The sequence below is a fragment of the Fictibacillus barbaricus genome, assembly GCF_031457135.1.
GTDB lineage: Bacteria > Bacillota > Bacilli > Bacillales > Fictibacillaceae > Fictibacillus > Fictibacillus barbaricus_A.
Window position 1 is genome coordinate 631,163 of record NZ_JAVDWA010000001.1, and the last position, 24,607, is coordinate 655,769.

At 38.7% G+C, this 24,607-nt stretch carries 27 protein-coding genes and 2 riboswitches; of the genes, 18 read left to right on the top strand and 9 right to left on the bottom strand.

Annotated elements, in window-relative coordinates:
• Positions 1-5 precede the first annotated feature (5 nt).
• Positions 6-1,298, top strand: coding sequence for an MFS transporter (locus tag J2X07_RS03460; RefSeq protein WP_310256445.1), 1,293 nt, complete (start codon positions 6-8; stop codon positions 1,296-1,298).
• A gap of 59 nt (positions 1,299-1,357) precedes the next feature.
• On the top strand, positions 1,358-1,597 hold the full coding sequence (locus tag J2X07_RS03465; protein ID WP_310256448.1) for a hypothetical protein: 240 nt from the start codon (positions 1,358-1,360) through the stop codon (positions 1,595-1,597).
• 142 nt (positions 1,598-1,739) lie between these two features.
• On the opposite strand, the gene J2X07_RS03470 is transcribed toward J2X07_RS03465, so the two are convergent.
• A complete protein-coding gene (locus tag J2X07_RS03470) occupies positions 1,740-2,993 on the bottom strand; it encodes a cation:proton antiporter (RefSeq protein ID WP_310256450.1) in 1,254 nt (417 codons plus the stop codon).
• Between the two features lie 127 nt (positions 2,994-3,120).
• Between J2X07_RS03470 and J2X07_RS03475 the strand changes: the two genes are divergently transcribed.
• The 11 genes from J2X07_RS03475 (at position 3,121) to J2X07_RS03520 (ending at position 13,079) form a co-directional block, all read left to right on the top strand.
• A complete protein-coding gene (locus J2X07_RS03475; RefSeq protein WP_310256453.1) occupies positions 3,121-4,473 on the top strand; it encodes a TrkH family potassium uptake protein in 1,353 nt (450 codons plus the stop codon).
• A gap of 22 nt (positions 4,474-4,495) precedes the next feature.
• Complete coding sequence (locus J2X07_RS03480; protein WP_310256455.1) at positions 4,496-5,158, top strand: potassium channel family protein; 663 nt, start codon at positions 4,496-4,498, stop codon at positions 5,156-5,158.
• A 347-nt stretch (positions 5,159-5,505) separates the two neighbouring features.
• Positions 5,506-5,645, top strand: a riboswitch (cyclic di-AMP (ydaO/yuaA leader).
• Positions 5,646-5,700: 55 nt separating this feature from the next.
• A riboswitch (cyclic di-AMP (ydaO/yuaA leader) is annotated at positions 5,701-5,853 on the top strand.
• Between the two features lie 112 nt (positions 5,854-5,965).
• Positions 5,966-6,379 carry a hypothetical protein gene (locus J2X07_RS03485; RefSeq protein WP_310256457.1) on the top strand — a complete coding sequence of 138 codons (414 nt, stop codon included), beginning with the start codon at positions 5,966-5,968 and terminating at the stop codon, positions 6,377-6,379.
• 19 nt (positions 6,380-6,398) lie between these two features.
• Positions 6,399-6,536: a hypothetical protein gene (locus tag J2X07_RS03490; RefSeq protein ID WP_310256458.1), complete on the top strand. Its 138-nt coding sequence runs from the start codon at positions 6,399-6,401 to the stop codon at positions 6,534-6,536.
• Positions 6,537-6,603: 67 nt separating this feature from the next.
• On the top strand, positions 6,604-6,879 hold the full coding sequence (locus tag J2X07_RS03495) for an HPr family phosphocarrier protein (RefSeq protein WP_310256460.1): 276 nt from the start codon (positions 6,604-6,606) through the stop codon (positions 6,877-6,879).
• 132 nt (positions 6,880-7,011) lie between these two features.
• Positions 7,012-7,089, top strand: coding sequence for a K(+)-transporting ATPase subunit F (gene kdpF / locus J2X07_RS19950; protein ID WP_396193582.1), 78 nt, complete (start codon positions 7,012-7,014; stop codon positions 7,087-7,089).
• A 41-nt stretch (positions 7,090-7,130) separates the two neighbouring features.
• Positions 7,131-8,810 carry a potassium-transporting ATPase subunit KdpA gene (gene kdpA, locus J2X07_RS03500; RefSeq protein WP_310256461.1) on the top strand — a complete coding sequence of 560 codons (1,680 nt, stop codon included), beginning with the start codon at positions 7,131-7,133 and terminating at the stop codon, positions 8,808-8,810.
• 19 nt (positions 8,811-8,829) lie between these two features.
• Entirely contained in the window at positions 8,830-10,854 is a 2,025-nt protein-coding gene (kdpB, locus tag J2X07_RS03505) for a potassium-transporting ATPase subunit KdpB (protein ID WP_310256463.1), read from the top strand.
• Positions 10,855-10,881: 27 nt separating this feature from the next.
• Positions 10,882-11,442, top strand: coding sequence for a potassium-transporting ATPase subunit KdpC (gene kdpC, locus J2X07_RS03510; RefSeq protein ID WP_310256465.1), 561 nt, complete (start codon positions 10,882-10,884; stop codon positions 11,440-11,442).
• Positions 11,443-11,500: 58 nt separating this feature from the next.
• A complete protein-coding gene (kdpDN, locus tag J2X07_RS03515; RefSeq protein WP_310256467.1) occupies positions 11,501-12,658 on the top strand; it encodes a KdpD-like non-kinase potassium sensor in 1,158 nt (385 codons plus the stop codon).
• A 13-nt stretch (positions 12,659-12,671) separates the two neighbouring features.
• On the top strand, positions 12,672-13,079 hold the full coding sequence (locus J2X07_RS03520; RefSeq protein ID WP_310256468.1) for a CBS domain-containing protein: 408 nt from the start codon (positions 12,672-12,674) through the stop codon (positions 13,077-13,079).
• A gap of 58 nt (positions 13,080-13,137) precedes the next feature.
• Here J2X07_RS03520 and corA read toward each other — a convergent pair whose 3' ends face one another.
• From corA to J2X07_RS03540, 4 genes are all read right to left on the bottom strand, one after another.
• Entirely contained in the window at positions 13,138-14,091 is a 954-nt protein-coding gene (gene corA / locus J2X07_RS03525; protein ID WP_310256471.1) for a magnesium/cobalt transporter CorA, read from the bottom strand.
• Between the two features lie 264 nt (positions 14,092-14,355).
• Positions 14,356-15,777 (bottom strand): sensor histidine kinase, encoded by a 1,422-nt coding sequence (locus J2X07_RS03530; RefSeq protein ID WP_310257387.1) that lies wholly within the window; start codon positions 15,775-15,777, stop codon positions 14,356-14,358.
• Positions 15,767-16,453, bottom strand: coding sequence for a response regulator transcription factor (locus J2X07_RS03535; protein ID WP_310256474.1), 687 nt, complete (start codon positions 16,451-16,453; stop codon positions 15,767-15,769). Before J2X07_RS03535 ends, J2X07_RS03530 begins: the two co-directional genes overlap by 11 nt.
• A 200-nt stretch (positions 16,454-16,653) precedes the next feature.
• A complete protein-coding gene (locus J2X07_RS03540) occupies positions 16,654-17,724 on the bottom strand; it encodes a hypothetical protein (RefSeq protein WP_310256477.1) in 1,071 nt (356 codons plus the stop codon).
• Between the two features lie 351 nt (positions 17,725-18,075).
• On the opposite strand from J2X07_RS03540, the gene J2X07_RS03545 reads away from it, so the two are divergent.
• Complete coding sequence (locus J2X07_RS03545; RefSeq protein WP_310256478.1) at positions 18,076-19,245, top strand: acyl-CoA dehydrogenase family protein; 1,170 nt, start codon at positions 18,076-18,078, stop codon at positions 19,243-19,245.
• A 236-nt stretch (positions 19,246-19,481) separates the two neighbouring features.
• On the opposite strand, the gene J2X07_RS03550 is transcribed toward J2X07_RS03545, so the two are convergent.
• Positions 19,482-20,402, bottom strand: coding sequence for an MBL fold metallo-hydrolase (locus J2X07_RS03550; RefSeq protein WP_310256480.1), 921 nt, complete (start codon positions 20,400-20,402; stop codon positions 19,482-19,484).
• A 183-nt stretch (positions 20,403-20,585) separates the two neighbouring features.
• Between J2X07_RS03550 and J2X07_RS03555 the strand changes: the two genes are divergently transcribed.
• From J2X07_RS03555 to J2X07_RS03570, 4 genes are all read left to right on the top strand, one after another.
• Complete coding sequence (locus J2X07_RS03555; RefSeq protein ID WP_310256481.1) at positions 20,586-21,014, top strand: VOC family protein; 429 nt, start codon at positions 20,586-20,588, stop codon at positions 21,012-21,014.
• Between the two features lie 2 nt (positions 21,015-21,016).
• On the top strand, positions 21,017-21,292 hold the full coding sequence (locus J2X07_RS03560) for a hypothetical protein (protein WP_310256483.1): 276 nt from the start codon (positions 21,017-21,019) through the stop codon (positions 21,290-21,292).
• A gap of 193 nt (positions 21,293-21,485) precedes the next feature.
• Positions 21,486-21,635, top strand: coding sequence for a hypothetical protein (locus J2X07_RS03565; protein WP_310256485.1), 150 nt, complete (start codon positions 21,486-21,488; stop codon positions 21,633-21,635).
• Positions 21,636-21,646: 11 nt separating this feature from the next.
• On the top strand, positions 21,647-22,051 hold the full coding sequence (locus tag J2X07_RS03570) for an NUDIX hydrolase (protein ID WP_310256487.1): 405 nt from the start codon (positions 21,647-21,649) through the stop codon (positions 22,049-22,051).
• 43 nt (positions 22,052-22,094) lie between these two features.
• Here J2X07_RS03570 and J2X07_RS03575 read toward each other — a convergent pair whose 3' ends face one another.
• The 3 genes from J2X07_RS03575 to J2X07_RS03585 all read right to left on the bottom strand — a co-directional run bounded on the left by J2X07_RS03575 (position 22,095) and on the right by J2X07_RS03585 (position 24,587).
• On the bottom strand, positions 22,095-22,757 hold the full coding sequence (locus J2X07_RS03575; RefSeq protein ID WP_310256489.1) for a TetR/AcrR family transcriptional regulator: 663 nt from the start codon (positions 22,755-22,757) through the stop codon (positions 22,095-22,097).
• Positions 22,758-22,831: 74 nt separating this feature from the next.
• Complete coding sequence (locus tag J2X07_RS03580; RefSeq protein ID WP_310256491.1) at positions 22,832-23,869, bottom strand: ABC transporter permease; 1,038 nt, start codon at positions 23,867-23,869, stop codon at positions 22,832-22,834.
• Entirely contained in the window at positions 23,859-24,587 is a 729-nt protein-coding gene (locus tag J2X07_RS03585) for an ABC transporter ATP-binding protein (protein ID WP_310256494.1), read from the bottom strand. The genes J2X07_RS03580 and J2X07_RS03585 overlap by 11 nt, the downstream gene beginning before the upstream one ends.
• Between the last annotated feature and the right edge of the window lie 20 nt (positions 24,588-24,607).

The window sequence follows — 24,607 nt, forward strand, 5'->3', positions numbered from 1 at the left end:
CTATAGTGAAAGTGTTTGCAGATATTTTCAAAAATCGTGCATTTACAAGACTTTTCATTGGCAACACGATCTCACAGCTTGGGAGTGTTATTGCTGGTACAAGTTTTATGCTTTACTTGTTAGACAGATTCAGTGATCAGCCAGCCTATGCCTCTGTGGTTGAACTGATGTACGCATTACCGATGCTTGCCGTATTTTTGTTAATCGGTGTTTTTGCAGATCGTCTTGATCGCCAAATGATTGTAACGAATTGCAACTGGATAAACGGGATAATATGCTTTTTGATGCTAGGAACGATTTATATGGATTGGATATATGTCACTTTTGGATTGTTGTTTATTGGTACAGCGATTAACAAGTTTTTTAATCCGGCTATGTATGGGTTGATCCAAGGGATTTTGAAGGAAGACGAGTATGCGACCTCATCTGGACTTACTCAAATGGTTCAAGCTGTATTTATGCTTTTTGGGAACTTAATCTCTGTTTATCTTTATTGGCTGTTTGGTATTTATGGTGCCATCATGATCGATGCAGTAACGTATCTTGCTGCTGCATTATTGATTTTTTCGAGCAGTATGCCTGAAAAAGCGAGGATTCCGAATGGTTTACATCGACTAAGGGATTTAAAGATTAAAATGGTATGGAATGACTACAAATTAGGTTTTAAATATATTACTGGATACAAACTGTTATTGTTTATGATTGCCGGTGCTTCTATGTTCGGTATCGTAAACGGCGGATTTTCGGTCATGTGGGTGTTTATTTTAAAGTACAAACTGACGCCTGAAACATATGAGCAGATGCTGATTTATTTAGGAATCGTGTTCGGGGTAGCCGTTATGTTTGGCAGTTTCATTGGAACTTTGATATCTGGAAAGATAAAATCACATATTCTTGCTACCTTGGGCATTTTTCTGATGGGTATCTCAATCTGTATTATCGCTTTATCCAGCAATGTACTTAGCTTCTTCATCTATTGTGCGATTTGCGGTATGTTTTTACCGCTCGCGAATATAGGTTTTGGCGGATGGATGCCAAGGGTAGTAGACAAAAAGATGATGGGCCGTGTGCAAGGGTGGATCAACCCTGTGCAAATGCTTCTTCAGTCATTGACCCTTTTGTTCATTGCCATGTTCTATCCAAAGTTGTTTTCGATCGAAACACTGTATTATCTGGTTGGCGGGGTTATGATCATTGTTGGGTTATTTTATGCCGTAACCATACCTGCACTTGTAAAAAAAGATGAAGAAAAACGGGCAGCAATGGAAGCAAGTGAAAAAATTCCAGCGACTTCATAGCTTAAAAAAAGTGGAGAAAGTAACGAACCCCTTATATAATGAAAAGCGGAGGGGAAGTTATGTCTTTATTTCAAACCATATTGTTCTGGTTCTTCGTTTTTTTACCGGTTATTTTATTTCTCATTGCACTTGCGAGAACGTCGTGGGTTATGATTATTGTTAGTTTGTTATTTGCACTGCCGCTTGTCTTTTTCGTGAGCTGGATCACCGACCATTATGGAGCTGTGATTGTCGTGTTAGTTTTCCATATTGTAACGGGTGTATGGCTCTGGACAAAGCGGCAGCGTCTGGATTTTTAAAAAGAACAGTAAGATTCTGCAGGTTGTATGAGCAGGATCTTTTTTTTGACTTTGTAAGGTGCGAGACACCTACAGGAAAAAGGCTTCATAGCACATCACGAGAGGTTACCACAAAGAGGGGAAACTTAACGTAAACTGCGTGTTAGTATTTATTGACGTTTTCTTCCTTTATGACTAGACCTAATTTTTTAGCTAAATAACCGGTTGTACTTGCTTGTATGATGATGGTCATTAATATTGCCACAAATGTTACAGAGGCAATTGCTTCAGCATGCTTGATTCCAGAGGCTACAATCATTGCCGAAAGTGCTGCAGGAATCACCCCGGTCTCACGAACCCAGAACATGAAAAATATCTCCCTCCAATTCCATTTTGCTTTCCGGTCGGGAAGTGCACAAATTAATACAATGAGCGGTCGAGCGATGAACATGGATATTAAGACTATTAAAATGCTTTGCCACCAGAAATTCTTAAATATATTGAAATTCACTTGAGTGCCAAGGAACATGAAAATTAATGTTCGCATCAACAAGGTGAGAGTATCTGAAAAATGAAAGATACTGATGTTGGTGTTCTTTGAAATTTTCAAGCGTAAAATCTGTGGATTGCCGGTAATAATACCTGCAGCAAAAGTTGCCATAAACCCGCTAGCATTCACGTTGACTGCAATCAGATAAGAGAATATGGCTGTTACAAAAGTTACGATTGCGCCGTGATTACGAAAAATACCAACCCTATAATTAGAGATTAATAAAACTGCCAGAATACCCATAGCAATTCCTACGAGCAAACCGCCTCCTGCTTCCTGAACAAATTTCCAGGTCGTTGCACTAGCAGAGAATTTAGTTTCTCCTAAAATGACTCCAAGAACAGTAAAAGTTAATATGGATGCTGTAGCATCGTTGAAGGCTGATTCACTTTCTACAGTCTGCCTGACTTTTTCCTTTACATGGACTTGTTTAAAGACAGGAATTAACGTGGCAGGATCCGTAGAGGAGTTGATTGAGCCGAGAAGAAGCGCATAAAGCAAGGGTATCCCCAATAAATAAACACTTGCATACGCAAGAATTCCTGCTGTAATAAACACGCCGAGGATGGCTAATAAGGAAATTGAGATCCAAACTTTTTTTAAGATGGAGATTTCTATTGCTCTTCCGCCCTCAAATAGAATCAATACAGAACCTAGAACAATAATAAATTGATATACTACAGAGTCACTAGGCTGAACGATAATGTTCAATCCTGCAGGTCCTGCCAAAATCCCGATGATAATATAGAGAGCAACATCTGGTATCTTAATCTTTTCTGCAATTTTTATGGCCAGAAGACCAAATATAAAGACAAGTGTAATCATTAATAACTCATGGTGAACGATCTCCATTACTTTAGTTTCCATTATGCAAGCTCCTCACTTCAATCCTTAAATTAATATGGACGATATTAAACAGAATTATTTTCGGGTGTAACGGTGAAAATAAGGGGTATTCTCTATTCATAATGTTTGTACTTAAGGAAGGTGCTCAATGATTGGACTAAAAAAAATACCGAAACGTGTTGTTATTACACCTCCCAAAATGTTTGTTCTTGGATTTGCAATCATTATTCTACTGGGAAGTTTTTTACTCAGTTTACCGATAGCTACCCAAAATGGTGAGGGGTTAAACTGGTTGAATGCCTTATTCACCGCTACATCTGCTACTTGTGTAACAGGATTGGTAGTCGTAGATACTGAAACCACTTTTTCTTTGTTCGGTCAAATTGTCATTCTTTCACTTATTCAAGTGGGGGGGCTGGGATTCATGACCTTTGCTACTTTTTTAGCATTGTTAGTGAGAAGAAAGATTTCATTTAGGCAAAGGCTTCTTTTACAGGAATCGCTAAACTCTTCGTCGACCCAGGGTATTGTAAAACTAGCTAGGACCATTCTTTTCTTTACATTGGTTGCTGAAGGGATTGGAAGTCTCTTATTAGCAATACGCTTTTCATTCGATATGCCGATAAAGAAAGCTGTATATTTTGGCATCTTTCACGCAGTTTCGAATTTTAACAATGCTGGTTTCGATATTATGGGGAATTTTAAAAGTTTCACAGGCTATGTGGAAGACCCGGCCGTAACATTAGTGGTTTGCATTCTTATTATTCTTGGCGGAATTGGTTTTATAGTTGTAAGCGATGTATACGAAAATAGGTCTTTTAATAAGCTGACCTTACATACCAAGGTAGTTCTTTCGACAACAGCCATTTTGCTGGCAGCAGGAACGGTTCTCGTCTTTATTCTGGAATTTAATAATCCTAAAACTCTGCAGCCTTTGTCGATAGGAGGAAAAATTCTTGCCTCATTTTTTCAATCTGTTACTCCAAGGACAGCAGGTTCTAACACATTGAATATACCTGATCTTACTATATCTACTCTATTTCTAACGATCATTTTGATGTTTATTGGTGCTTCCCCAGGATCTACAGGTGGAGGTATTAAAACAACTACTTTCGCAACCTTGCTTGGTGCAGCGTGGGCACAGATTACAGGAAAAAGAGACGTGGAGTTCTTTCGTTTCCGCATTATCCCTACCATGATTTACAAATCGCTAACGATTACTCTGATCGCCATGCTTTTAGTGATCGTAGTTACTATGTTCCTGTCCATTACAGAAAAGACTAATAATTTTCTAATGATATTTTTTGAAACGGTCTCAGCCTTCGGAACTGTGGGGCTCTCAATGGGATTAACCCCTGAATTAACTTCATTTGGAAAGATTATTATCGCCTTGACGATGTTCATCGGAAGGTTAGGTCCTCTTACTGTGGCTATAGCGTTGGCAGAACAAAATGAAAAAGAAAACTATCGCCGTCCAAAAGGAAAGTTTATGATCGGCTAACACGAAAGCGAGGGAAAAATGTATGAGTAAACAATATGCGGTAATTGGATTAGGTAGATTTGGTTCAAGCTTGGCACAATCATTAACACAAGAAGATAACGAAGTGCTTGGCATCGATATCAATGAGGAAAGAATAGAAGAGAACCGTGAAGCAGTAAGGCATGGTGTAATAGCAGACAGTACGGATGAACAAGCGATGAAAAGTCTTGGAATCCGAAACTTCGATGTCGTTATCGTCGCTATTGGTGACAATATGCAGGCAAGCATTTTATCGGTAGTCGTATTAAAAGAGCTGGGAGTGAAGCACATTGTCGCAAAAGCACTGAGTAAACACCACGGACTCATACTTTCAAAAGTAGGTGCAGATGACGTTGTCTATCCTGAGAGGGACATGGGTCAGCGCATTGCACAGAAACTTATGAGCCCGAGTATTATCGAATTCATTAAGTTATCAGATGAATATAGTATTGAAGAGGTCAGGATTTCGGCAAATATAACAGGGAAATCTCTAATAGAGCTCGATATCAGAGCACGATTCAATGTAAACGTCATTGCAGTTCGTTATTCGAATAATTCTGTTAAAATCTCCCCTGAACCAGATTACCGTTTAAAGGAAGATGATGTTCTCGTTGTAATTGGCAAAAACGATGATTTGAAAGAATTGGAAAAATTTAACGCAAAATAATTTGGTTGATTCCGCTATCCATTAGCGGGATTTTTGCTTGTTGGAGCTGCAACTTGCACTTCCATCAACTTTCAAAAGCAGGCAATAAAATTTCTGAAGCATTTAACTGCTTACATCTGATGGTTGTATAAACTTACACAGATGTAATTATCAGAAAAAATAATTTATTAATTTTTTTATAAAAATGGGTATTCAGAAGAAAATAAAAGTAAATATGCTTTAATTTTAGTAAAAAACGATATATTAGCTGTAAATAAATCAAATAAATAAGATTTTCGGGGTATTTATTTGCTTTACAACATAAAAAACGAGGAGTAATATAATCCTTATCTTAAATCTTTAAATTTTTTCCATGTTCGCTGAGTCCATTTTTTGGAGCGGAGGAACCAACGGCTCGTACTGAGTCAGGGGTGAAACTTTTACAAGTCGGGCGACTCTTGCCGTCCGAACCCGTCAGCTAACTTCGTAAGCGTGGTAGGAGAGAGAAGGTGAATTTTTTAGAAAAGCAGTCACATTTTAAAAACCGAAGATTATAATATCATGCGTCTTTATCGCTTAATTCCTGAATAACAGGAAGCGGGGGAACCAATCGCAGTCCTTAGTGGCTGCATGGGGTGAATCTCGAGAGATCGAGTAGGGCTACTCTCAAGCCCGAATCCGTCAGCTAACTCCGTAAGCGTTCAGAGAGAGGCAACAAATTTCGTGTGTTTACACGCTTATTCAAGTATGTGTAGAAGCCGCGAGAAGAGTTCCTCTTCCGCAGGCTTCTTTTTTGTTGCCTTTTTTTTGAAAATGGAGGAATTGACAATGACAAATGAACCTGGAAATATCCTCATTATGTTTCCAGACAAAGTTTCTGAAGCATTTATTACAAAACTTAAAATGTGTGATTATTACACATCGATTGTGTCGTGTGTGCCGAACAGCTATGAAGCAAATAGACTTTTGAATGCTGGCTTTCATAGTGTTTATGTCATGAACTACAGTGACAAGCGGAAACTGATCGAGATGGTAGGACCATTCATACAAAAAATCATCATAGTTGAATCAGGATTTTTAGAATGCTGCCAAACAATTGAACTCATTCGCAGTGTCTATACCATTCCTGTATATGTGATCAAAACGGATACACTGTATATTACGAGAGTTTACAAGGAGCTTGGAGCCGATTATGTGATCCATAACAAGACAGGTAACATCCAATTTTTGCTTACTTCATAAGACGAATGGAGGGACATGGATGAAGTTAAGTCCGAACGAAATTGAATTAATTTTATTAAAAGCAAAAAAAGAACAATTAAATGCCTATCAAGCAAGTATGATTCAAAATGGTCTCTCTAATTGGTCTGTTCAGCTAAGCACAATTAGGAAAGGATAAACAAGGGCAGAAGGGAGATTGTTATTCTCCCTTACAGCTATTTTTTTTTGACAGGCAGGGATTTGGAATGGGAGCAGAGTCAGTAGTTTTGTTGCCCAATAGGTTATCTATAGGGCAAATTAATGAGTTTGTAAACGCTGCTGGTACTTTTGAGAGTGAAATACTCTTTTTATATCAAGGGATACAAATTAATGCAAAAGGCTTACTTGGGATAAATCTATTTTTCCTGTCTCACTATTCAAAAGATCAACACGAACCAATAACACTGATCGTTGAAGGAAGTGATGCCCAAGAAGCGATAAAAAGTTTAGCTATGATGTTAACCGGTTTTAGAAAAAAGTAGAATCTTAAGGTTATTTAGGGAGGTAGTTTCATTGCTTGATATTTATATGGCACTTACGCTTGCTGCATCATTTGTGATATTTACTGGCTTTATCAAATGGTGTGACACAGTTGTCGGAAGTGGGGAAGAAAAATGATAATTACCGCGATTTTAACTGGCGGAGTTTTTCTTTATTTAGTCTACGCTCTTATCAATCCAGAAAAATTTTAAAAGAAGAATGATTAAAGGATTTATTTAGGAGGAACAATTTCATGGGAGTTTTACAAATTGCTATCGTGATCCTGTTATTGCTTCTGATCGTCAAACCGCTTGGAAGTTATATCTATCACGTGTTTTCAAACAAACCCAATAAAACGGATAAAATTTTTAGTCCATTTGAAAAAATAATCTATGCCATTAGCGGGTTAAAAGACAGGCCAGGAATGACGTGGAAAAAATATACGATCTCATTATTATTGACAAATATCGTATTAGTTGCAGTCGGTTATCTCATACTTCGTATACAAAAGGGATTGCCTCTAAACCCAAGCAACATCGATAGCATGGAACAAACTTTATCATTTAATACGATTGTAAGCTTTATGACGAATACTAACTTGCAGCATTATAGTGGAGAAACAGGTCTATCGTACTTTTCGCAGATGTCGGTCATCATGATGATGATGTTTACCTCAGCGGTTACAGGAATCGTTGTGGCGATTGCTTTTATTCGTGGAATTACGAGCAAAGGAAATACGATTGGAAATTTCTATGAGGATTTTGTAAAAGGACATACGAGATTGCTTATTCCAATGGCTGTAGTAGTCACTCTTATATTTGTAGGATTAAAAGTTCCTCAAACATTGGACGGAACGATCAAGCTTACAACGCTAGATGGAGCCAAACAAGAAATTGCAACAGGTCCGGTAGCTTCTTTAGTATCTATTAAACACTTAGGAACAAACGGCGGAGGATTCTTCGGTGTTAACTCTTCACATCCATTTGAAAATCCAAGTCCGTTAACAAACGTACTGGAAATATTATCGATGTGGTGTATTCCAGCAGCATTGACTTACACATACGGCCGTTTTGCAAGAAACCAAAAGCAGGGTTGGGTTATTTTCGCAGCTATGGCTATTCTTTTTATCGCCTTTTTATCTTTAATCTATATTTCCGAAAGCAATGGAAATCCTGCGTTGAATGCAATGGGTCTTTCTTCTGAACAAGGTAGTATGGAAGGAAAAGAAGCACGTTTTGGCATTGCGCAGTCTGCGTTGTTTAGTACGGTAACGACTGCAGCGACAACAGGAACGGTAAACAACATGCATGACACATTAACACCGCTTGGCGGCATCACACCATTGTCTCTGATGATGCTTAACACCGTATTCGGCGGAGATGGTGTTGGACTTGTGAACATGCTTATGTACGCGATCATCGGGGTGTTCATCTGCGGATTAATGGTAGGACGTACACCGGAATTTTTAGGAAGAAAAATTGAACCAAAAGAAATGAAGCTCATAACGGTAGCATTGTTAGCCCATCCGCTGATTATTCTTGGACCAACTGCTTTAGCTTTTATGACAGAGCTTGGAAAAGTAGCCATCAGCAACCCGGGATTCCATGGAATCTCACAAGTGCTGTACGAATATACATCAGCAGCAGCAAACAATGGTTCAGGATTTGAAGGACTTGGTGATAATACACCATTCTGGAACATTACGACAGGTCTCGTTATGCTGTTTGGACGCTATATATCTATTATTGCCTTGCTTGCTGTAGCGGGATCACTTGTTAAGAAACAACCTGTTCCTGAAACCATTGGAACATTTAAGACAGATAATATGCTTTTCGTAGGTATTCTAGTTGGTGCCGTGCTCATCATCGGTGCGTTAACATTCTTACCGGTTATCGCACTCGGCCCAATAGCAGAATACTTGTCGATCCGTTAATAGAGAGGTGCAGAAAAAAATGAATCAAAAACAAAGTATGAGTTCTGGCCTCATAAGCCGGGCCATTATAGATAGTTTTGTAAAATTAAATCCGATTGCGATGATGAAAAATTCGGTCATGTTTGTCGTAGAAATTGGAACATTCCTTGTTCTGCTCATGTTGATTATGCCTAAGCAATTTGGTGCAGAAGGACGTTTTGGTTATAACTTGGCCGTATTCTTAATCCTTCTGTTTACAATTCTTTTTGCAAACTTTGCTGAAGCTTTAGCTGAAGGCAGGGGTAAAGCTCAAGCAGATAGTTTGAAGAAAACGAAAAAAGGAACGATGGCAAAAAAGGTAACGAAATCAGGAGCTTTTAAACAAGTTTCCTCAGAAGAGCTAAGAAAAGGGGACATCGTTTTTGTAGAAATGGGAGATATGATTCCAGGTGACGGTGAGATTATTGAAGGTCTTGCTTCCATTGATGAATCTGCCATTACAGGAGAATCAGCACCTGTCATTAAAGAAGCTGGCGGAGATTTTAGTTCGGTTACGGGCGGAACGAAAGTAGTCAGTGATTCGATTAACGTCAGAATTACAGCGGACCCGGGTGAATCGTTCCTCGATAAAATGATTGCACTTGTAGAAGGAGCGAAACGTCAAAAGACTCCTAACGAAATAGCTCTTAATATCTTGCTTGTTACGTTAACTATCATCTTTTTACTCGTTGTCGTAACACTTATACCTATTGCAGGTTATGCAGGAATTAAGTTAGAAGTATCAACGTTGATTGCCTTGCTCGTCTGTTTGATCCCTACTACAATTGGCGCATTACTGTCAGCAATCGGTATTGCCGGAATGGACCGCGTAACCCGCTTCAATGTTCTTGCCATGTCAGGTAAAGCGGTTGAGGCTGCTGGTGATATTAATACGATTATCTTAGATAAAACAGGTACGATCACGTTTGGTAACCGCTTAGCGGCAGAGTTTATTCCAGTAGGGTGGTCAACGAACAAAGAACTTACGGAAATGGCTGTTGTTACATCGCTGTTTGATGAAACTCCAGAAGGCCGTTCTGTATTAGAACTGGCAAAGAAACAAGGTACTTCAATCAATGGTTCACAATACGAAGCTGGAGAAATCATCCCATTCACTGCTGAAGAAAGAATGAGCGGTATTGATTTAAATGATTCTAGATATCGTAAGGGTGCAGTTGATTCCATTATTAAGTTCGTACAAAAACAGGGTGGAGAGATTCCTGAAGATCTAAAAACTAAAAGTGATGAGATTGCAAAAAAAGGCGGTACTCCTCTTGCTGTTTGTCTGAATGATAAGATCTTTGGTCTGATTTATTTAAAAGATACGGTTAAGCCAGGAATGCGTGAACGTTTTGACGAACTTCGTAAAATGGGAATCAAAACGATCATGTGTACAGGAGATAATCCTTTAACAGCTGCAACGATTGCTAATGAAGCAGGGGTTGACAATTTTATTGCCGAATCAAAACCTGAGGATAAAATACGTGTCATTCGTGAAGAACAGCAAAAAGGTAAGCTCGTTGCCATGACTGGTGACGGTACAAACGATGCGCCGGCGTTGGCACAAGCTGACGTAGGTCTTGCCATGAACTCTGGTACGATTGCAGCGAAGGAAGCTGCAAACATGGTGGATCTCGATTCAGATCCTACAAAAATTATTGAAGTCGTAGCGATTGGAAAGCAGCTTCTTATGACACGAGGCTCACTGACAACGTTCAGTATCGCGAATGATATTGCAAAGTATTTTGCGATTATTCCTGCGATGTTTACTGTAGCTATCCCTGAAATGGAAGCACTGAACGTTATGAGATTACACTCACCAACGAGTGCTATAATTTCAGCCTTAATCTTTAATGCCATCATTATTCCGCTCTTGATTCCTTTAGCGATGAAGGGTGTAAAATATGTGCCGATGAGCGCTAACAAATTGTTGTACAAAAATATTATGATTTACGGTGTCGGCGGAATACTTGTTCCATTTATCGGAATAAAGTTAATTGATATGTTCGTAAGTATATTCATGTAATGAAAAATGAAACTGGAGGGTTTATCCTTGTTTAAAATAGTCAGATTATCTCTTTTGATGATTGTATTATGTGGAATAATATACCCACTAGCAATGACAGGGATTGCACAGGCTTTTTTCCCTTCTCAGGCAAATGGGAGTTTAATTAAAAATAGCGATGGGAAAGTCGTTGGTTCAGAATTAATCGGACAAAATTATAAGAGTCCGCAATATTTCCAAGGACGAGTTTCTTCTATTGAAAATAATGGTGCTGCAACTGGATCGAACAACTACGCTCCATCTAATGAAGACATGTTGAAAAGAATAAAAGATTCGATCAATGCCTTGAAGAAAGAAAATCCTGAACTTAATACAAAAGATATACCTGTTGATCTCATTACTAATTCAGGTTCCGGACTTGATCCGCACATTTCTGTAAAAGCAGCAGAGTTCCAAGTAGACCGTATCAGTAAAGAAACGGGAATAGCAAAACCAGAACTATTAGCAATGATTAAAGATTCTACGGAAAATAGAAGTTTAGGAGTCTTTGGAGAACCTCGTGTGAATGTGCTGAAACTCAATATGAAAGTCCATGATGCTATCAAATAATCAAAAGAACCTCGGTCTTTTCAACGGCCGGGGTATTACTCTTGTTTGGAGGATTGACATGTTTCCAGAGTACAGACGAAAAACGCCTGAAGAAATTCTGCAAGAAATCGAACGCCTTAAAAGAGGGAAGTTAAAAGTTTATATCGGGTCAGCTCCAGGGGTCGGCAAAACGTATCGTTTATTGCAAGAAGCGCATGAGTTAAAAGCTGAAGGTATTGACGTTGTAATAGGGTTGATCGAAACACACAATAGAAAAGATACAGCTAATTTAATCGGTGAAATGGAGACCATTCATAAAAAAAAGATCAATTATAAAGGTCGTATATTAGAGGAAATGGATACAGCCGCCATTATCAGACGTGCGCCAGATGTTGTTATTGTCGATGAACTAGCACATACAAATGTTCCAACCTCACCAAATGAAAAAAGGTATATGGACGTAGAAGAAATTTTACAAGCAGGAATTAATGTATTATCAGCAGTTAACATTCAGCATCTTGAAAGTCTTCATGACATTGTAGAACAAATTACAGGTATTAAAGTGAGAGAACGTATTCCTGATCATGTTCTGCATCAAATGGCGAATGAAATTATTTTAATAGATGTAACACCAGAAATTTTAAGAAAAAGATTAGCTGAAGGAAAAATTTACGACATGAGTAAGATTGAACAAGCTCTAACTCATTTTTTTACAAGCAGTAACCTTGGTGCATTAAGAGAACTTTCATTAAGAGAAGTGGCAGATGACGTTGACGAGCGAATCGCAAAAGCCAAAATTCAGAATGGAAAAACCGGACCTACTGGTGTCCATGAGAAAATTATGGTCTGTGTACAATACGGTGGAAATGCAGAAAAATTAATTCGCCGAGGGTGGCGAATTGCCAACCGGCTTAAAACAGACCTGTTAATACTTCATGTTACAAATGAGGCATCCATGAACATATCAGCAGAAGACAGAAAAAAAATTCAAGAATGGAAAAAGCTGGCTACACAATTTAACGCAAGATTTATTGCGGAACAAACAGGAAAAAGAACGATTGCGGAAACGATACGAGATGTAGCGGTTGATAATGGAATCACCCAAATAATATTAGGTCAATCTGCCAGAAGCAGATGGGAAGAGATAACTAAAGGATCAATCGTAAATAATATTATGAGATATGCGTCGGGAATTGATATTCATATTGTCGCTGATCAAAAAGAAAAAGAAGTATAGAGAGGGAAAACAAATGAATATAGCATTTTTTCTTTTGCCCAAAAAAGAGGTTGTATGTCTCAAAGCTGAGTCTACCATTCGCCAGACACTAGAGAAGATGGAGTTCCATAGATATACGGCTGTACCGGTTTTAGACGAGAAGGGGAGATACGTTAAAACCATTACAGAAGGTGATCTTTTATGGAAAATAAAAAATACTGACCAACTATCCTTTCAAACGAGTGAACGTTTTTATATTAAAGACATTGAAGTGAATAGAGATTATCAGCCCGTTCATATAGATGCAGAGATGGAAGATTTAATGTCACTAGTTGCTGTACAAAACTTTGTACCTGTTGTGGATGATAATGAAATTTTTATCGGCATTATTCGGAGAATGGATATTATTGAATATTTTAATAAAAAAGGTTCTTTAAAATAAATCAGACCGGCTGGATATATCCAGCCGGTCTAGTCATGTAAAATGGAATGGAAGACAATTAATTATCTCTAAACCACCCTTTTCTAATGAACCAAAGTATCATTAGAACGCCAATTGTTAACATGACCCCAAGAATCATGAAATAACCATTTTCCCATTTAAGTTCAGGCATGTTCTCAAAGTTCATCCCGTATATCCCTGCGATGAAAGTCAAAGGCATAAAGATCGTTGTGATGACAGTTAGTGTCTTCATAATTCTGTTCATTCGAAAAGAATTAATGGAAATATAATTGTCTCTAATTTCAGAAGTGAGCTCTTGATTGGACTCAATCATATGATTGAGTTTTATTAAATGATCATGAACATCTCTAAAGTATGCCATCTTTTTATTTGAAATAGGCAGCTTTTTAGATTCTGTCACTCGATATAATAATTCTCGCATCGGGATAATTGTCTTTCTAAGTTTGATCAACTCGCTTCTAACGGTAAAGGTTTCTTGAATGACGGTTTGATCGGATGATTTAAAGGTCCCTTCGATCGAAAGGATCTGATCCTCAATTTGTTGCAGGACAGGAAAGTAAGTATCTACAAGTTTATCCAAAATCTTATGCGTGATTTCCGTAGGTCCGATTTGAGAAACGTTTTTTACTTTTTGAAGTGTGTCCCATAGTTGATCGATTTCAGCAACCTGAACAAGGTGGAAAGAGACTACGAAATTTTCTCCCCAAAAAATATCAACTTCATGGGGTTCTAAGGTCTGCTGGTCCAATGCATGAACGACAAAAAAGCTGTGGTCTTCGTAATATTCTAATTTCGGACGCTGTATATAATATAAACAATCTTCTACTGCTAATGGGTGGAAGTTGAAAAAATCTGTAAGAAGCTCGCTTTCGCTAACCTTAGGATTGCTAATATCTACCCAATACCATTTAATATTATTATTTTTTAATTCTTCGATTGGCGGATTTAACAATAGTTTATTTTGATAATCAACAGCTAGTATTCGAATCATAATGTCTCCTATCAATAGTTGGATAGTATAAAAGTATTCACTATTTGAACTTTTTCTAAAACATTATTGCATACATATGATTGAAATGGCTAACAAAAAACGACCGGCTGGGTGGGCCGGTCTCGCTGGTGGGGAGGTTAGTCGTTGGAAATTCTAACCTATCTCTAGAATAATGCGAACAAACGTTCTTGTCAATCGAAATAAAATTTAAAACTCGTAAAATTATCTATGAAAAAACAAGACCTGAATTTTTACGGTCTTGTTTTATTTACTACTATGGCTTTCCCAAAAAATCGAAAAGGTAGTTCCTTGTGGTGAGCTTTTCTTTAAGATTAGATCTGCATTCATTGCTTTAGCCAGCATTTTACTAAAAGGCAAGCCTAAACCAAGTCCTCTTACTTTTAGCTTTTTCTTCTCGCCGCGAAAAAATCTTTCAAAAACATATGGTTGTTCTTTATCTGGAATTCCTGATCCAGTGTCTTTTACATCAATCGAATGCTCGGTTAATGAGACGGTAATCGAACGATGTTCACTTAAAGCGTGGTAAGAGTTGTTTAATAGATTGATTAAAATCTGCTGCAGACGAAGCGGGTCGGTTTCTCTAAAAATAGGCTTGTTAGGTAGTTGGACATGCCATTCTATATCCTCATTCAAGGTCACTTTCCATTGATGTGCGATGTCTTCCACAAGTTTATTCATGTTGCATTTTTCATTTCGGATCGTGAATGCACCTGCTGATAAGGAATTAAAGTTTAATAGATCCTCTATCATGGTTTGAAGGCGATGCACTTCTTTAAGTGAGATATCTAAGAATTCATTTCGTTCTTCTCCCGTAACAATGCCATCTCTTACAGCTTGGATCAGACCGCTGATCGAAGTGACAGGTGTTTTTAAATCGTGTGTAACACCCGCGAGCAGTTCGGCACGAAGTTTTTCTAACTGTGTTAAACGAATCGTCATTTCTTTAAAAGAAGATAATAAATCATATAATTCCTGTTCTTTAGCATCTGTATGAAGCTGAACCTCGTAATTTCCTTCTTTAATCTGTGATGCCGCATGGGCAACATCCTGAATAGGTTTTACGATTTTTTTGGAAAGAAGATAGATGACAGCCCATCCTAAAAGTCCGAGCCCGAGTAATAAAATAATCAATAAACGGTATTCTTGATTAATATTCGTTAAGTCTGAAGCTTCCTGCATGACGACTACCCAACCTGCTTGATTGTTTTCATAATAGACGGGCTTTTTGACAGCATAAACAAGCGTATCATTTACATCTAATTTCTGAACGGTGCTGTCGTTGTTTAGTAATTTTTTTGGAATCCTGCGAATGTCTTGCAGTGGCAAACCATCGAATCCAGGCTGTTTTCTAGGTGGTCTGCCATTAAGAACTCTGCCTTTGAGGTCGGTAATAAAAAGCTCTGGCTGTTTTTCCATTTGAAGGACACTGGCACGTTCTTCAAGCCGTCTGTTGAATAAACCAAAATCACTATTCCGGTCGGAATGAGAGATGCGGTCAGCTGTTTCAACCGCCAAGTATTCCATGATGTTCAATCGGTTATCCAGCGTCGTATTTCTGATCCACCATAATGAACCAGCAGCTAGAATAAGAAGTCCAGCAATAAGAGTGATCAGATACCTGGTTGTCCAATATTTTAATAGTGTTGTTCGCTTCTTATGATTCATAAACACAGAATTGATACCCCAATCCTCGAAGTGTACGAATTTCTCCTTGTGAGTTCGGCCATTTTGCCAGTGCCTGGCGAATACGTTTAATGGCTAGATCTACAGCCCTGTCGCTTCCGTCGTAATCAAGTCCCCAAACGTTCTCAATCAGATTATCACGTGTTAATGTCCGGTTAGGACGTGTTGCTAAAAATATAAGCAGGGAAAGGTCTTTTGGTGTTAATACCACTGGTTCACCGTTCATTTTGACAACATGCGAGTCCAGATTGATACTTAGGCTGCCATATTGTTTCGTGTTTTCAGTATCCAGTACATTTGCTGAGCGGCGAAGGACCGCATTAATTCGTGCAACAACTTCTTCTCCGATAAAGGGCTTTGTTATGTAATCATCAGCACCTTGATTTAATCCTTTTAAGCGGTAATCGATGTCTCCTAATGCAGTAAGCATGATGACGGGGCAGGAACTGATTTGGCGAATGTCTTGAAGGATACTCCAGCCGTCTCTGTCCGGAAGCATAACATCGAGTAAGACGAGATGGGGCGTGTGTTTTTTGAAAATCTTAAGAGCACTTTCGCCATTAAACGCTTGCAATACCTCATGGCCCTCATGCTTCAGGTAGACCGTCAATACTCTTGATATTGTTTCCTCATCTTCCACAACTAAAATGGTTTTCAAAATCCGCCCCTCCTAATAACCCTTATGATATAAAGAAAACTAGACTGTTGATAAGCTTTTTTTCTATTAGTCCAAGTTGCCCTTATACTTTACACTTTAACATTGCAACAGCGTCGGAAAAACTTTTATTGAGCATGGTTATGAAATTTTAAAGTGCAAGAAAAATCTCCGGCAAAATAGACCGGAGATACACTTTTGAGTTACATATCATTTCCGTTGCCGGCAGGTCCATTGCCGTTCTTAAGACCATTACCGTTCATTGCTCCATTTTCATCTGCTTTCCCGCCATCGTGCGGCATACCGCCTTTGCCATGACCGCGGCCTTTATGACCTCCAGGACCAAAACCATGACCGAACCCTTTTCCGCCGAATCCGAAGAACGATTCCTCCTCCCGAAGTTCTTTTAGTTTATCAGGATTTTTGTTCTCGATGGCTTCCATCAATTCACGATTTGTTTTATCGGTTGTGGAGATTCCAAGTTCTTTCGCTAGGTTTTGTACTTTTAACTTTTGCACTTCTTGTGCGATTTCTGGAATCATTTTTCCGTCAATTGTAATGTTTAATTTTTTCGCGTCTGCTTTTACTTTCGCAGTCATCACTTCTTGTGCCACTTGTCGAATGTCTCTTCCCTCAACTTTTATGTTCATTTTTTTCGCTTCTTTCGTTATGGATGCTGTTAACACTTCTTGCTTTAATGTTTGAAGATCTTTACCATCTGTTTTAATGCCTAACTCTTTTGCTTTTTTGTTAAGTGAAGCCGTTCGAATATCCTTTCTCAATGTTTGCTCATCTTTTCCGTCAGATGAAACCCCAAGTTCCTTCGCTTCTTTTTTAAGCTGGTCTAGGCGTATATCTTGATTTAATGTTTGAGCATCCTTATTTGAAGTTGTTATACCGAGCGATTTTGCTTTTTTCTGCAGTTTGGCAAGTTGAATTTCTTCAGCTAACTTATCGATCGTCTTTCCAGAGGTGGTGATCCCTAACCCTTTTGCTTCTTTTTTGATCTGTGCATCACGTATTTCTTTTATAAGGGTTTCTCCATCTTTGCCGCTTGTACTGATTCCTAATTTCTTGGCCTTCTTGAGAATTTCATCTGAATTGCCTTGAAAGAATTTTCCGAAATGACCTGGTCCTTTCATCTTCATTTCCCATTTGCCTTTATCTGTTGCCGTTTTACTCGCTGAATCGTTGCTCGCTGCAAGAGAAGTAGTGGCATAACCACCGATTAATAAGGCTCCTGCAACAGTAAAGCCGATGACTGATTTTTTCATAACATCGTTTCCTCCTAGATAGTTTGTTTGAAAGGTTCGTCTGTTTAAACCTTGTAGATATAATGTATCCAGTAAAAATGTCAGCCCTATGTCAAGTTGAGAAGAATGAAAAAAATTTTTAATGCCTTCGTTTTATATGTAAAAGAGAAAGAAACCTCTATTTTTTATAGAATTCTTTTTAGTTACAATAATAATTGAATGTGTCAGGAAGAAGTCAAAAGGGAAAAATGAGGTAAAAACGTCAGGTCGAATACCTTGCCGTTTATGGTAAATAGAGCATAAACTATATTTTAAAACATAGTATTCTGATTCGTTTTGTTAATGTGATCGTAATGGAGGGATTTACTTTACATGACCTATTTATATGAACCGTATATAAAAACAAAGATACAGCGTAGATGGTTTGAGAAAATGGATTATTTGGCTGAAAAATTTTCGGAGCGTGCAGATCATTTTGATAGGGAAGGACGCTTTCCATTTGAAAATGTGAATGACCTAAAAAAAGCAGGCTACTTATCACTGACAATACCAAAAGAGTTTGGCGGAGAGGGTTTGAGTTTGTATGAGTTTGTGCTTTTACAGGAAAGGATTGCTGCAGGTGATGCCGCAACAGCGTTATGTATAGGCTGGCACCTTGGGAGCTTTTTAGAACTCTCGGAAGAACGGACGTGGGACGATACGGCACTCCGTCATTTATGTGAAAAGGTCGTACAGAATCAGGCACTTGTAAATCGTGCGGCAACGGAACCTGCTACAGGAAGTCCGACTCGTGGAGGAATGCCTCAGACAAAAGCAACAGTTGATGGTACGGACTGGATCATCAATGGAACGAAGACGTTTACTTCGATGGCACCCGCATTAGATTATGCAATCGTGTCTGCTCAAATCGATGACACCGGTAAAAAAGGCAATTTCTTGATCAACATGAGCCAAGATGGAGTGAAAATTGAAGAAACGTGGGATACAGTCGCGATGCGCGGTACCCGGAGTGATGATCTTATTATGGAAAATGTGAGAGTCGGGAGTGAAGCACTCGTTGAAGAAGAAAGAGGGAAGTCCGGACTCCCAAAGGCGTGGCTGCTGCATATTCCGGCATGTTACCTTGGAGTCGCAATAGCCGCCCGTAATGAAGCGGTACAATTTGCAAAAACGTATAAGCCAAATAGCTTGCCAGGACCAATAGGCGATGTTCCGGAAGTACAGCGCAAAATAGGCGAGATGGAGCTGGAATTATTTAAAGCGAGAGAACTGATATATTCAGTTGCTGCAAAATGGGTGAACGAACCCGAATCCAGAATGGAGATGGGGCCGTCTTTACTAGCCGTAAAACATGTGGCAACAAACAGTGCGGCAAAAGTAGTTGATTTAGCCATGCGAATCGTAGGAGCGAGAAGTTTAGCAATGTCGAGTCCATTACAAAGGCATTATCGTGACGTCAGGGCAGGACTTCATAATCCACCGATGGATGACATGGTGATCAGCTCTCTCGCCCAAAGAGCATTAAATACAAAGGGGGACTGACCCCTAACAATTTATTTCCCGTTATAGTTTTAGGAAATTGTTTTAACAAGTTACTCCATTTCACGATGGATTAACTCGGCTTTTTAGTTTGGTTACTGAAAATCGCTGTTTTTATTTCCGAACAAACAAAAGAGGATGACTCTAATTCGCGCATGCGTTTTTTAGAGTCATCCTTTTCTATTTTTGATTAACAAACATCCAATTGCTGCTAAACAACAAAATTTACGAATACAGCTTTAGTTTTTGACGAATGCTTTAAGATTTCGCAAGTTGTTACTAAATAAACTAGAAAACGACCAATGACGATATGCAAGAGGAATTTCGATGCTTTCAATAGATTCAGTATTTCCAGCGATTTCGCGAATGTCTTCTAAGTATTGACGGATTAGTTGAAAATCAGATCTTGAGCCAACGGGACCATGACCAGGTACCGCAGCATCAATATCCCACATTTCAAATTGATTTAAAATCCTAACCCAGTTTTCAGAATCTGATTCTTCAAAAAGAGCAGGGTGTGTATCTTTAACTAATAAATCACCCGTAAAAATCACACGATCTTCTGGTATATACAGAAAAGAATCACAATAAGAATGTGCACTGCCCATTGTGTATATTTTTGCTGTGCGTTTTGAACCGTAAATTGTAAAAGATTCCTTAAAGGCAAATCGCGGTAATGTCAATTGCAGACCGGGGAGGGAAATTTCTATTTCTTCCAAAAAGCTGATTTCAGATTTTAGTCTTTCATCTTTTGTTTCCTCAAATTGCTGTTTCAATGCTTTAATATGATTTCCCAAACCGGCTAGGTCTTGTTTTTGTTTTTCGATTCGTGCAGGATGATTTTCTTTCATCTTGGTGAATGTTGCTTCACTCGAAAGGATATGACTTGATGAAAAGACTTGGTTTCCGCGAATATGATCACCATGATGATGACTGTTGACCACCCAAGCAATAGCATGATTTGTCAAATCTTCAGCCATATTTTTAAGATCTAATGCTGCTTGTGGGGTGTTAAATGTATCAAAAATAATGGTTTGGTCACCTAAATCGATAAATCCTGCATTACCTGCAGCTCCGCCCCCATCTTTTGCTATTGCGGCGTAAATCCCATCTCTAACTTTTTCGAGCGTGAAATGTTTGCTTTTAAGATCCTTTTTCATAGTGGATTTGCCCTCCTTTTCTCTATTTATTGCTTTCCATAAGGTTCCTTACTAACCCTACTGGGATATATTACAAAATCGTGTCACTTGAAGGATTTTTCTTCCAAACACAGAATTTTTAAAATGACTAGTGAGAATGGTATAAGACTCACAAAACCGGAATAGAGAATTGAGGTGCTTTCAATGAACCAGAAACTTTTACGGGTTGGCACAACGTATTTACCAGTTCGTGATCCAAAGAGATCGGCAATTTGGTATTCAGAAAAATTAGGAGCGGAAATAAACTTTCAAGATGAAGCAAAAGTGATTATCAATCTAGCAAATCAAAGTTTCTTTCTTGTGAAGTCTTCTGAAAAGGAAACATCTAATTTTAAAGACCAGCAAGGAAATACGAGATTTTGTTTAACTTTTGAAGTGGATGGATTGGCTAGCCTTTACTCCTTACAAAAAGAATTGAAACAACTTGGTGTACAAACAGGAGATATAGAAAACCGGGGACATTCAGGCGAGAATTTCACATTCACAGATCCTGATGGGAATATATTTGATGTATGGAGTGAACTAAGTCCAACGTTTAAACAGATGCAAAACTTACTTCAAACAGAGGTGTAGCTATGAGGTGGATCATCGGGGTTGTTTTCTCATTGTTAGGTGTGGCTTTGCTGATGACGGGAATGAATGTAAGGTCAATTACAACCATAGACGGTGATGGGGTAAGTATTTCTTTTTTAGGGATGCAGATTAATGAGCGCGTAGCGATGTCGGATTTGCCATCTTATGCGAATGGATTTTTAGGAACAGGAACAATCTTCTTAATTCTTGCTGTATGTTTGTTTTTTATTTTATTAAAAGAAAAGAGCACACTGAAACAGATTCGCGTCAAAAAATAAGCTTAATAAAAAAGAATGCGGGGAAATCTCATAGCAATCAAATTAGTGAACCGAGAAGAAAGCTCTTGGTTCTTTCGTTTTTAAAATTGGCTGTTCTCTCATACTTTGTTGCTTTTGAAAGTGGTTGATTTCCGTTTCAGGATGCTCGCTTTTTGAAAACAGCCTTATCATTCAACGAAAGGAAGGTGTGTATATGAAACTAGTGGTCGTTCTATTGTTTATCTGCGCTTATCTATTAATAGGTCCACATGCAAAAGCATTGTCAGTAGCGGCAACAGAACAAAATACGTTATCTTTCCACCTCACTCCTTTTTGTACAGCTATAGGTGAAACACATTCTTGATGGAGGATATGATGAATAAAAGCAGACCAAGGGCTTTTGCAGCCATTTTAAAAGATGATACAATTCTTATGGTTCGGGAAATCAGTAAAACAAACGATTTTTGGACGCTGCCTGGCGGTGGGCTTGAAGATGGGGAAACGTTTGAAGATGCAGTTATCCGAGAGGTGCGAGAGGAAGTAAACTTAGACGTAAATGTCATAAAGTATTTATTTTCAAGAACCTATGAACACGGTATCGAAAAGTGTTATTTAGTTGAAGTAGCTGAAGGTGATCGAGAGCCATCATTAGGTTATGATCCTGAATTTTCTTTGAACGAACAAAATTTGTGTGAGGTAAAATGGCAATCTATTAAGAAAATGAAAAACGATTTGCATGTATCTGAAGTCATCAGGACAATGAATTTAAAAATAAATTAATTTTTAACAAAACCCGCCACTTAAATGGCGGGTTTAATGTTTTTTATTTTTGATTTCCGCTCAAACCATACATCACGAACTGAACAATCTGATCGATTTCTTTCTCGTCATCCCAATCATGTGAAGGAAAGAGTATGACTCTTGGGAGAATGTAACTCATGATACTTGATGCTGTCATCCGCATAATAGCAGACGGAGAAAGGTTGGTGATTTCTCCTTTTTCTTGAAAATGTTCGATCACTTTTTTGAACTTTGGATAAATATGTTCAATAACCAGCTTTTGATAGGGTTCTCGCAGTTCATCATGAAACGCGATTTCCTGGATGAATATTTTTAAAACCGGAAAGTTCTTCTTCACAAACTCCAGGCGATTTTTGGCAACCGTCCTTAGGAAATCCTCGTAATGCTCATATTCATTATCAAACACTTCTTTTGCGAATGATTTTATAAAAAAGGGAGCTACGAACTTTCCCATTGTGGGCGTTACGATCGATAGTAATAGTTCCTTCTTTGTTTTGTAATGACGGAAGATCGTGCCTTCAGCAACACCAGCTTTTTTGGCGATTTCACTCGTAGATGAAGCGGCGTATCCTTTTTCGGAAAAGGTATCGATGGCAGCTTCTAGTATTTTTCTTTGCTTATCACTTAAATTGATATCCTCATTGTCAGCATTCATTAACTGTTGAATCCACTCTTGATCGGACATGCTTATTACTCCTTTTAAATCGTGCATTTGCTTTGATTTCATTATAGACACAATTTTACCGCTGGACAAATTCCTTACAGTTTACGGTGCTTTTTCAATGCGAGCGTGTTTAAAACCATGAATAGAAGAGAAAATCCGGCAAGTACAAGAACATCATCGTAGATTTGTGACCATCCGTCACCCTGAATCATCACGTCACGAATGGCCTGGCCTCCATAAGTAAGCGGCATGATGTAACTTAACGGCTGAAGCCAATCTGCCATCGTGTCGATGTTGAACAGCCCTGAGAAAAAGACTTGAGGTACAACGACGATCGGAATAAATTGGATCATTTGAAGTTCATTTTTTGCAAAAGCTGATAAAAGTGTTCCGAGTGAAAGCGCAGTGATAGCCAGCATCAATGTAATCAAAATCACATACCAGATGGACCCCTTCATCATAATATCGAGCACGTAAATCGAGAATGAGACGATGATAGCGGATTGGATGATTGTGAAGATTCCAAATCCGATTACATAGCCTGCGACCATTTCCCAGCGGCGCATTGGTGTTGCCAGCAATCTCTCAAGAGTCCCAGTCGTTCGTTCCCTTAAAAAGGAAACACCTGAAATTAAAAATACGAAAAAGAAGATAAAGAAACCGATTAGAAAAGGTCCTATATAATCAAAGGAATCCATTTTGGGTGAACCGTGCAAGTAATCGACTTTTGGCTGCAAGGTTTTAAGCTGATCACTTAACGGACTCATGGCTTTTAATGCTTTATCCACAGTTGTCATAACCGCCTTATTTGCTGTTGGATTGCTTCCTTCAAGCATAATTTTAGTAGATGGCGGGTTCACATATAAAATGGCGTCCAGTTTTTCATTTTTTAAATCGTCCTCAGCTTTACTGCTGCTTTCGTAAAACGTGAATGCTTTGTCTGTTTTTTCAAGTTGATCTGCAACAGGCTGCTGATCACTAATTACTGCAATCTTTGGCTCATAGTCATTTCCGGAAAAAACAAGAGATACGAGTGTCAAAATGAGCAAAGGAGCCAGGAACATCATGGCAAGTGTCCGTTTATCTCTTTTAAATTGGCGGATAATGCGTTTGACTAGCGCTCTAATTCTCATGGCGAACCCCTCCGTAATAGAGGAAAGCATCCTCAATTGTTTCACTCGATGTTGATTCTTTTAATTGCTGCGGTGAACCGGAAGCTATGAGACGGCCGTCACGAATCATTCCGAGCTGGCCGCATTTTTCCGCTTCATCCATCACATGTGTCGTTACTAATATTGTCGTTCCGTTTTCGCTAAGTTTGTAAAGTTCGTTCCACACAGACTGACGGAGGACTGGGTCAATTCCGACTGTAGGTTCATCCAATATCAGAATTTCTGGTTCATGGAGCAGGGCTGCCGCTAGTGAAAGGCGCCTTTTCATCCCGCCAGAATATTGATTAACAGGCTTCTTTAAGAAATCGGTCAAGTTGACGAGTGCTGCTGTTTGCTCGATTCTTTCTCGTTGTTTCGCTCCTTTTAAACCATAGATGGAAGCAAAAAATTCCAGGTTCTCTCTTCCGCTAAGCTCACTATAAAGGGCATCTGATTGTGCCATAAAACCGATACGCTTCATGATTTGAAGGCTTGGCATCGTCGTGTCGAGAACCGTGATTTTTCCGGATGTTGGTGTTTCGATCCCAGCGATCATTTTAATTAAAGTTGTTTTCCCAGCACCTGATGGACCAAGCAAACCATAGATTTCATTTTTAGCCACAGATAGGGAAATGTCTTGTAAAACATCATGCTTACTAAAGCTTTTGGAAACGTTAGAAACGTGAATAACAGAGTTCAAGTAAGGAACCTCCTTTTAAA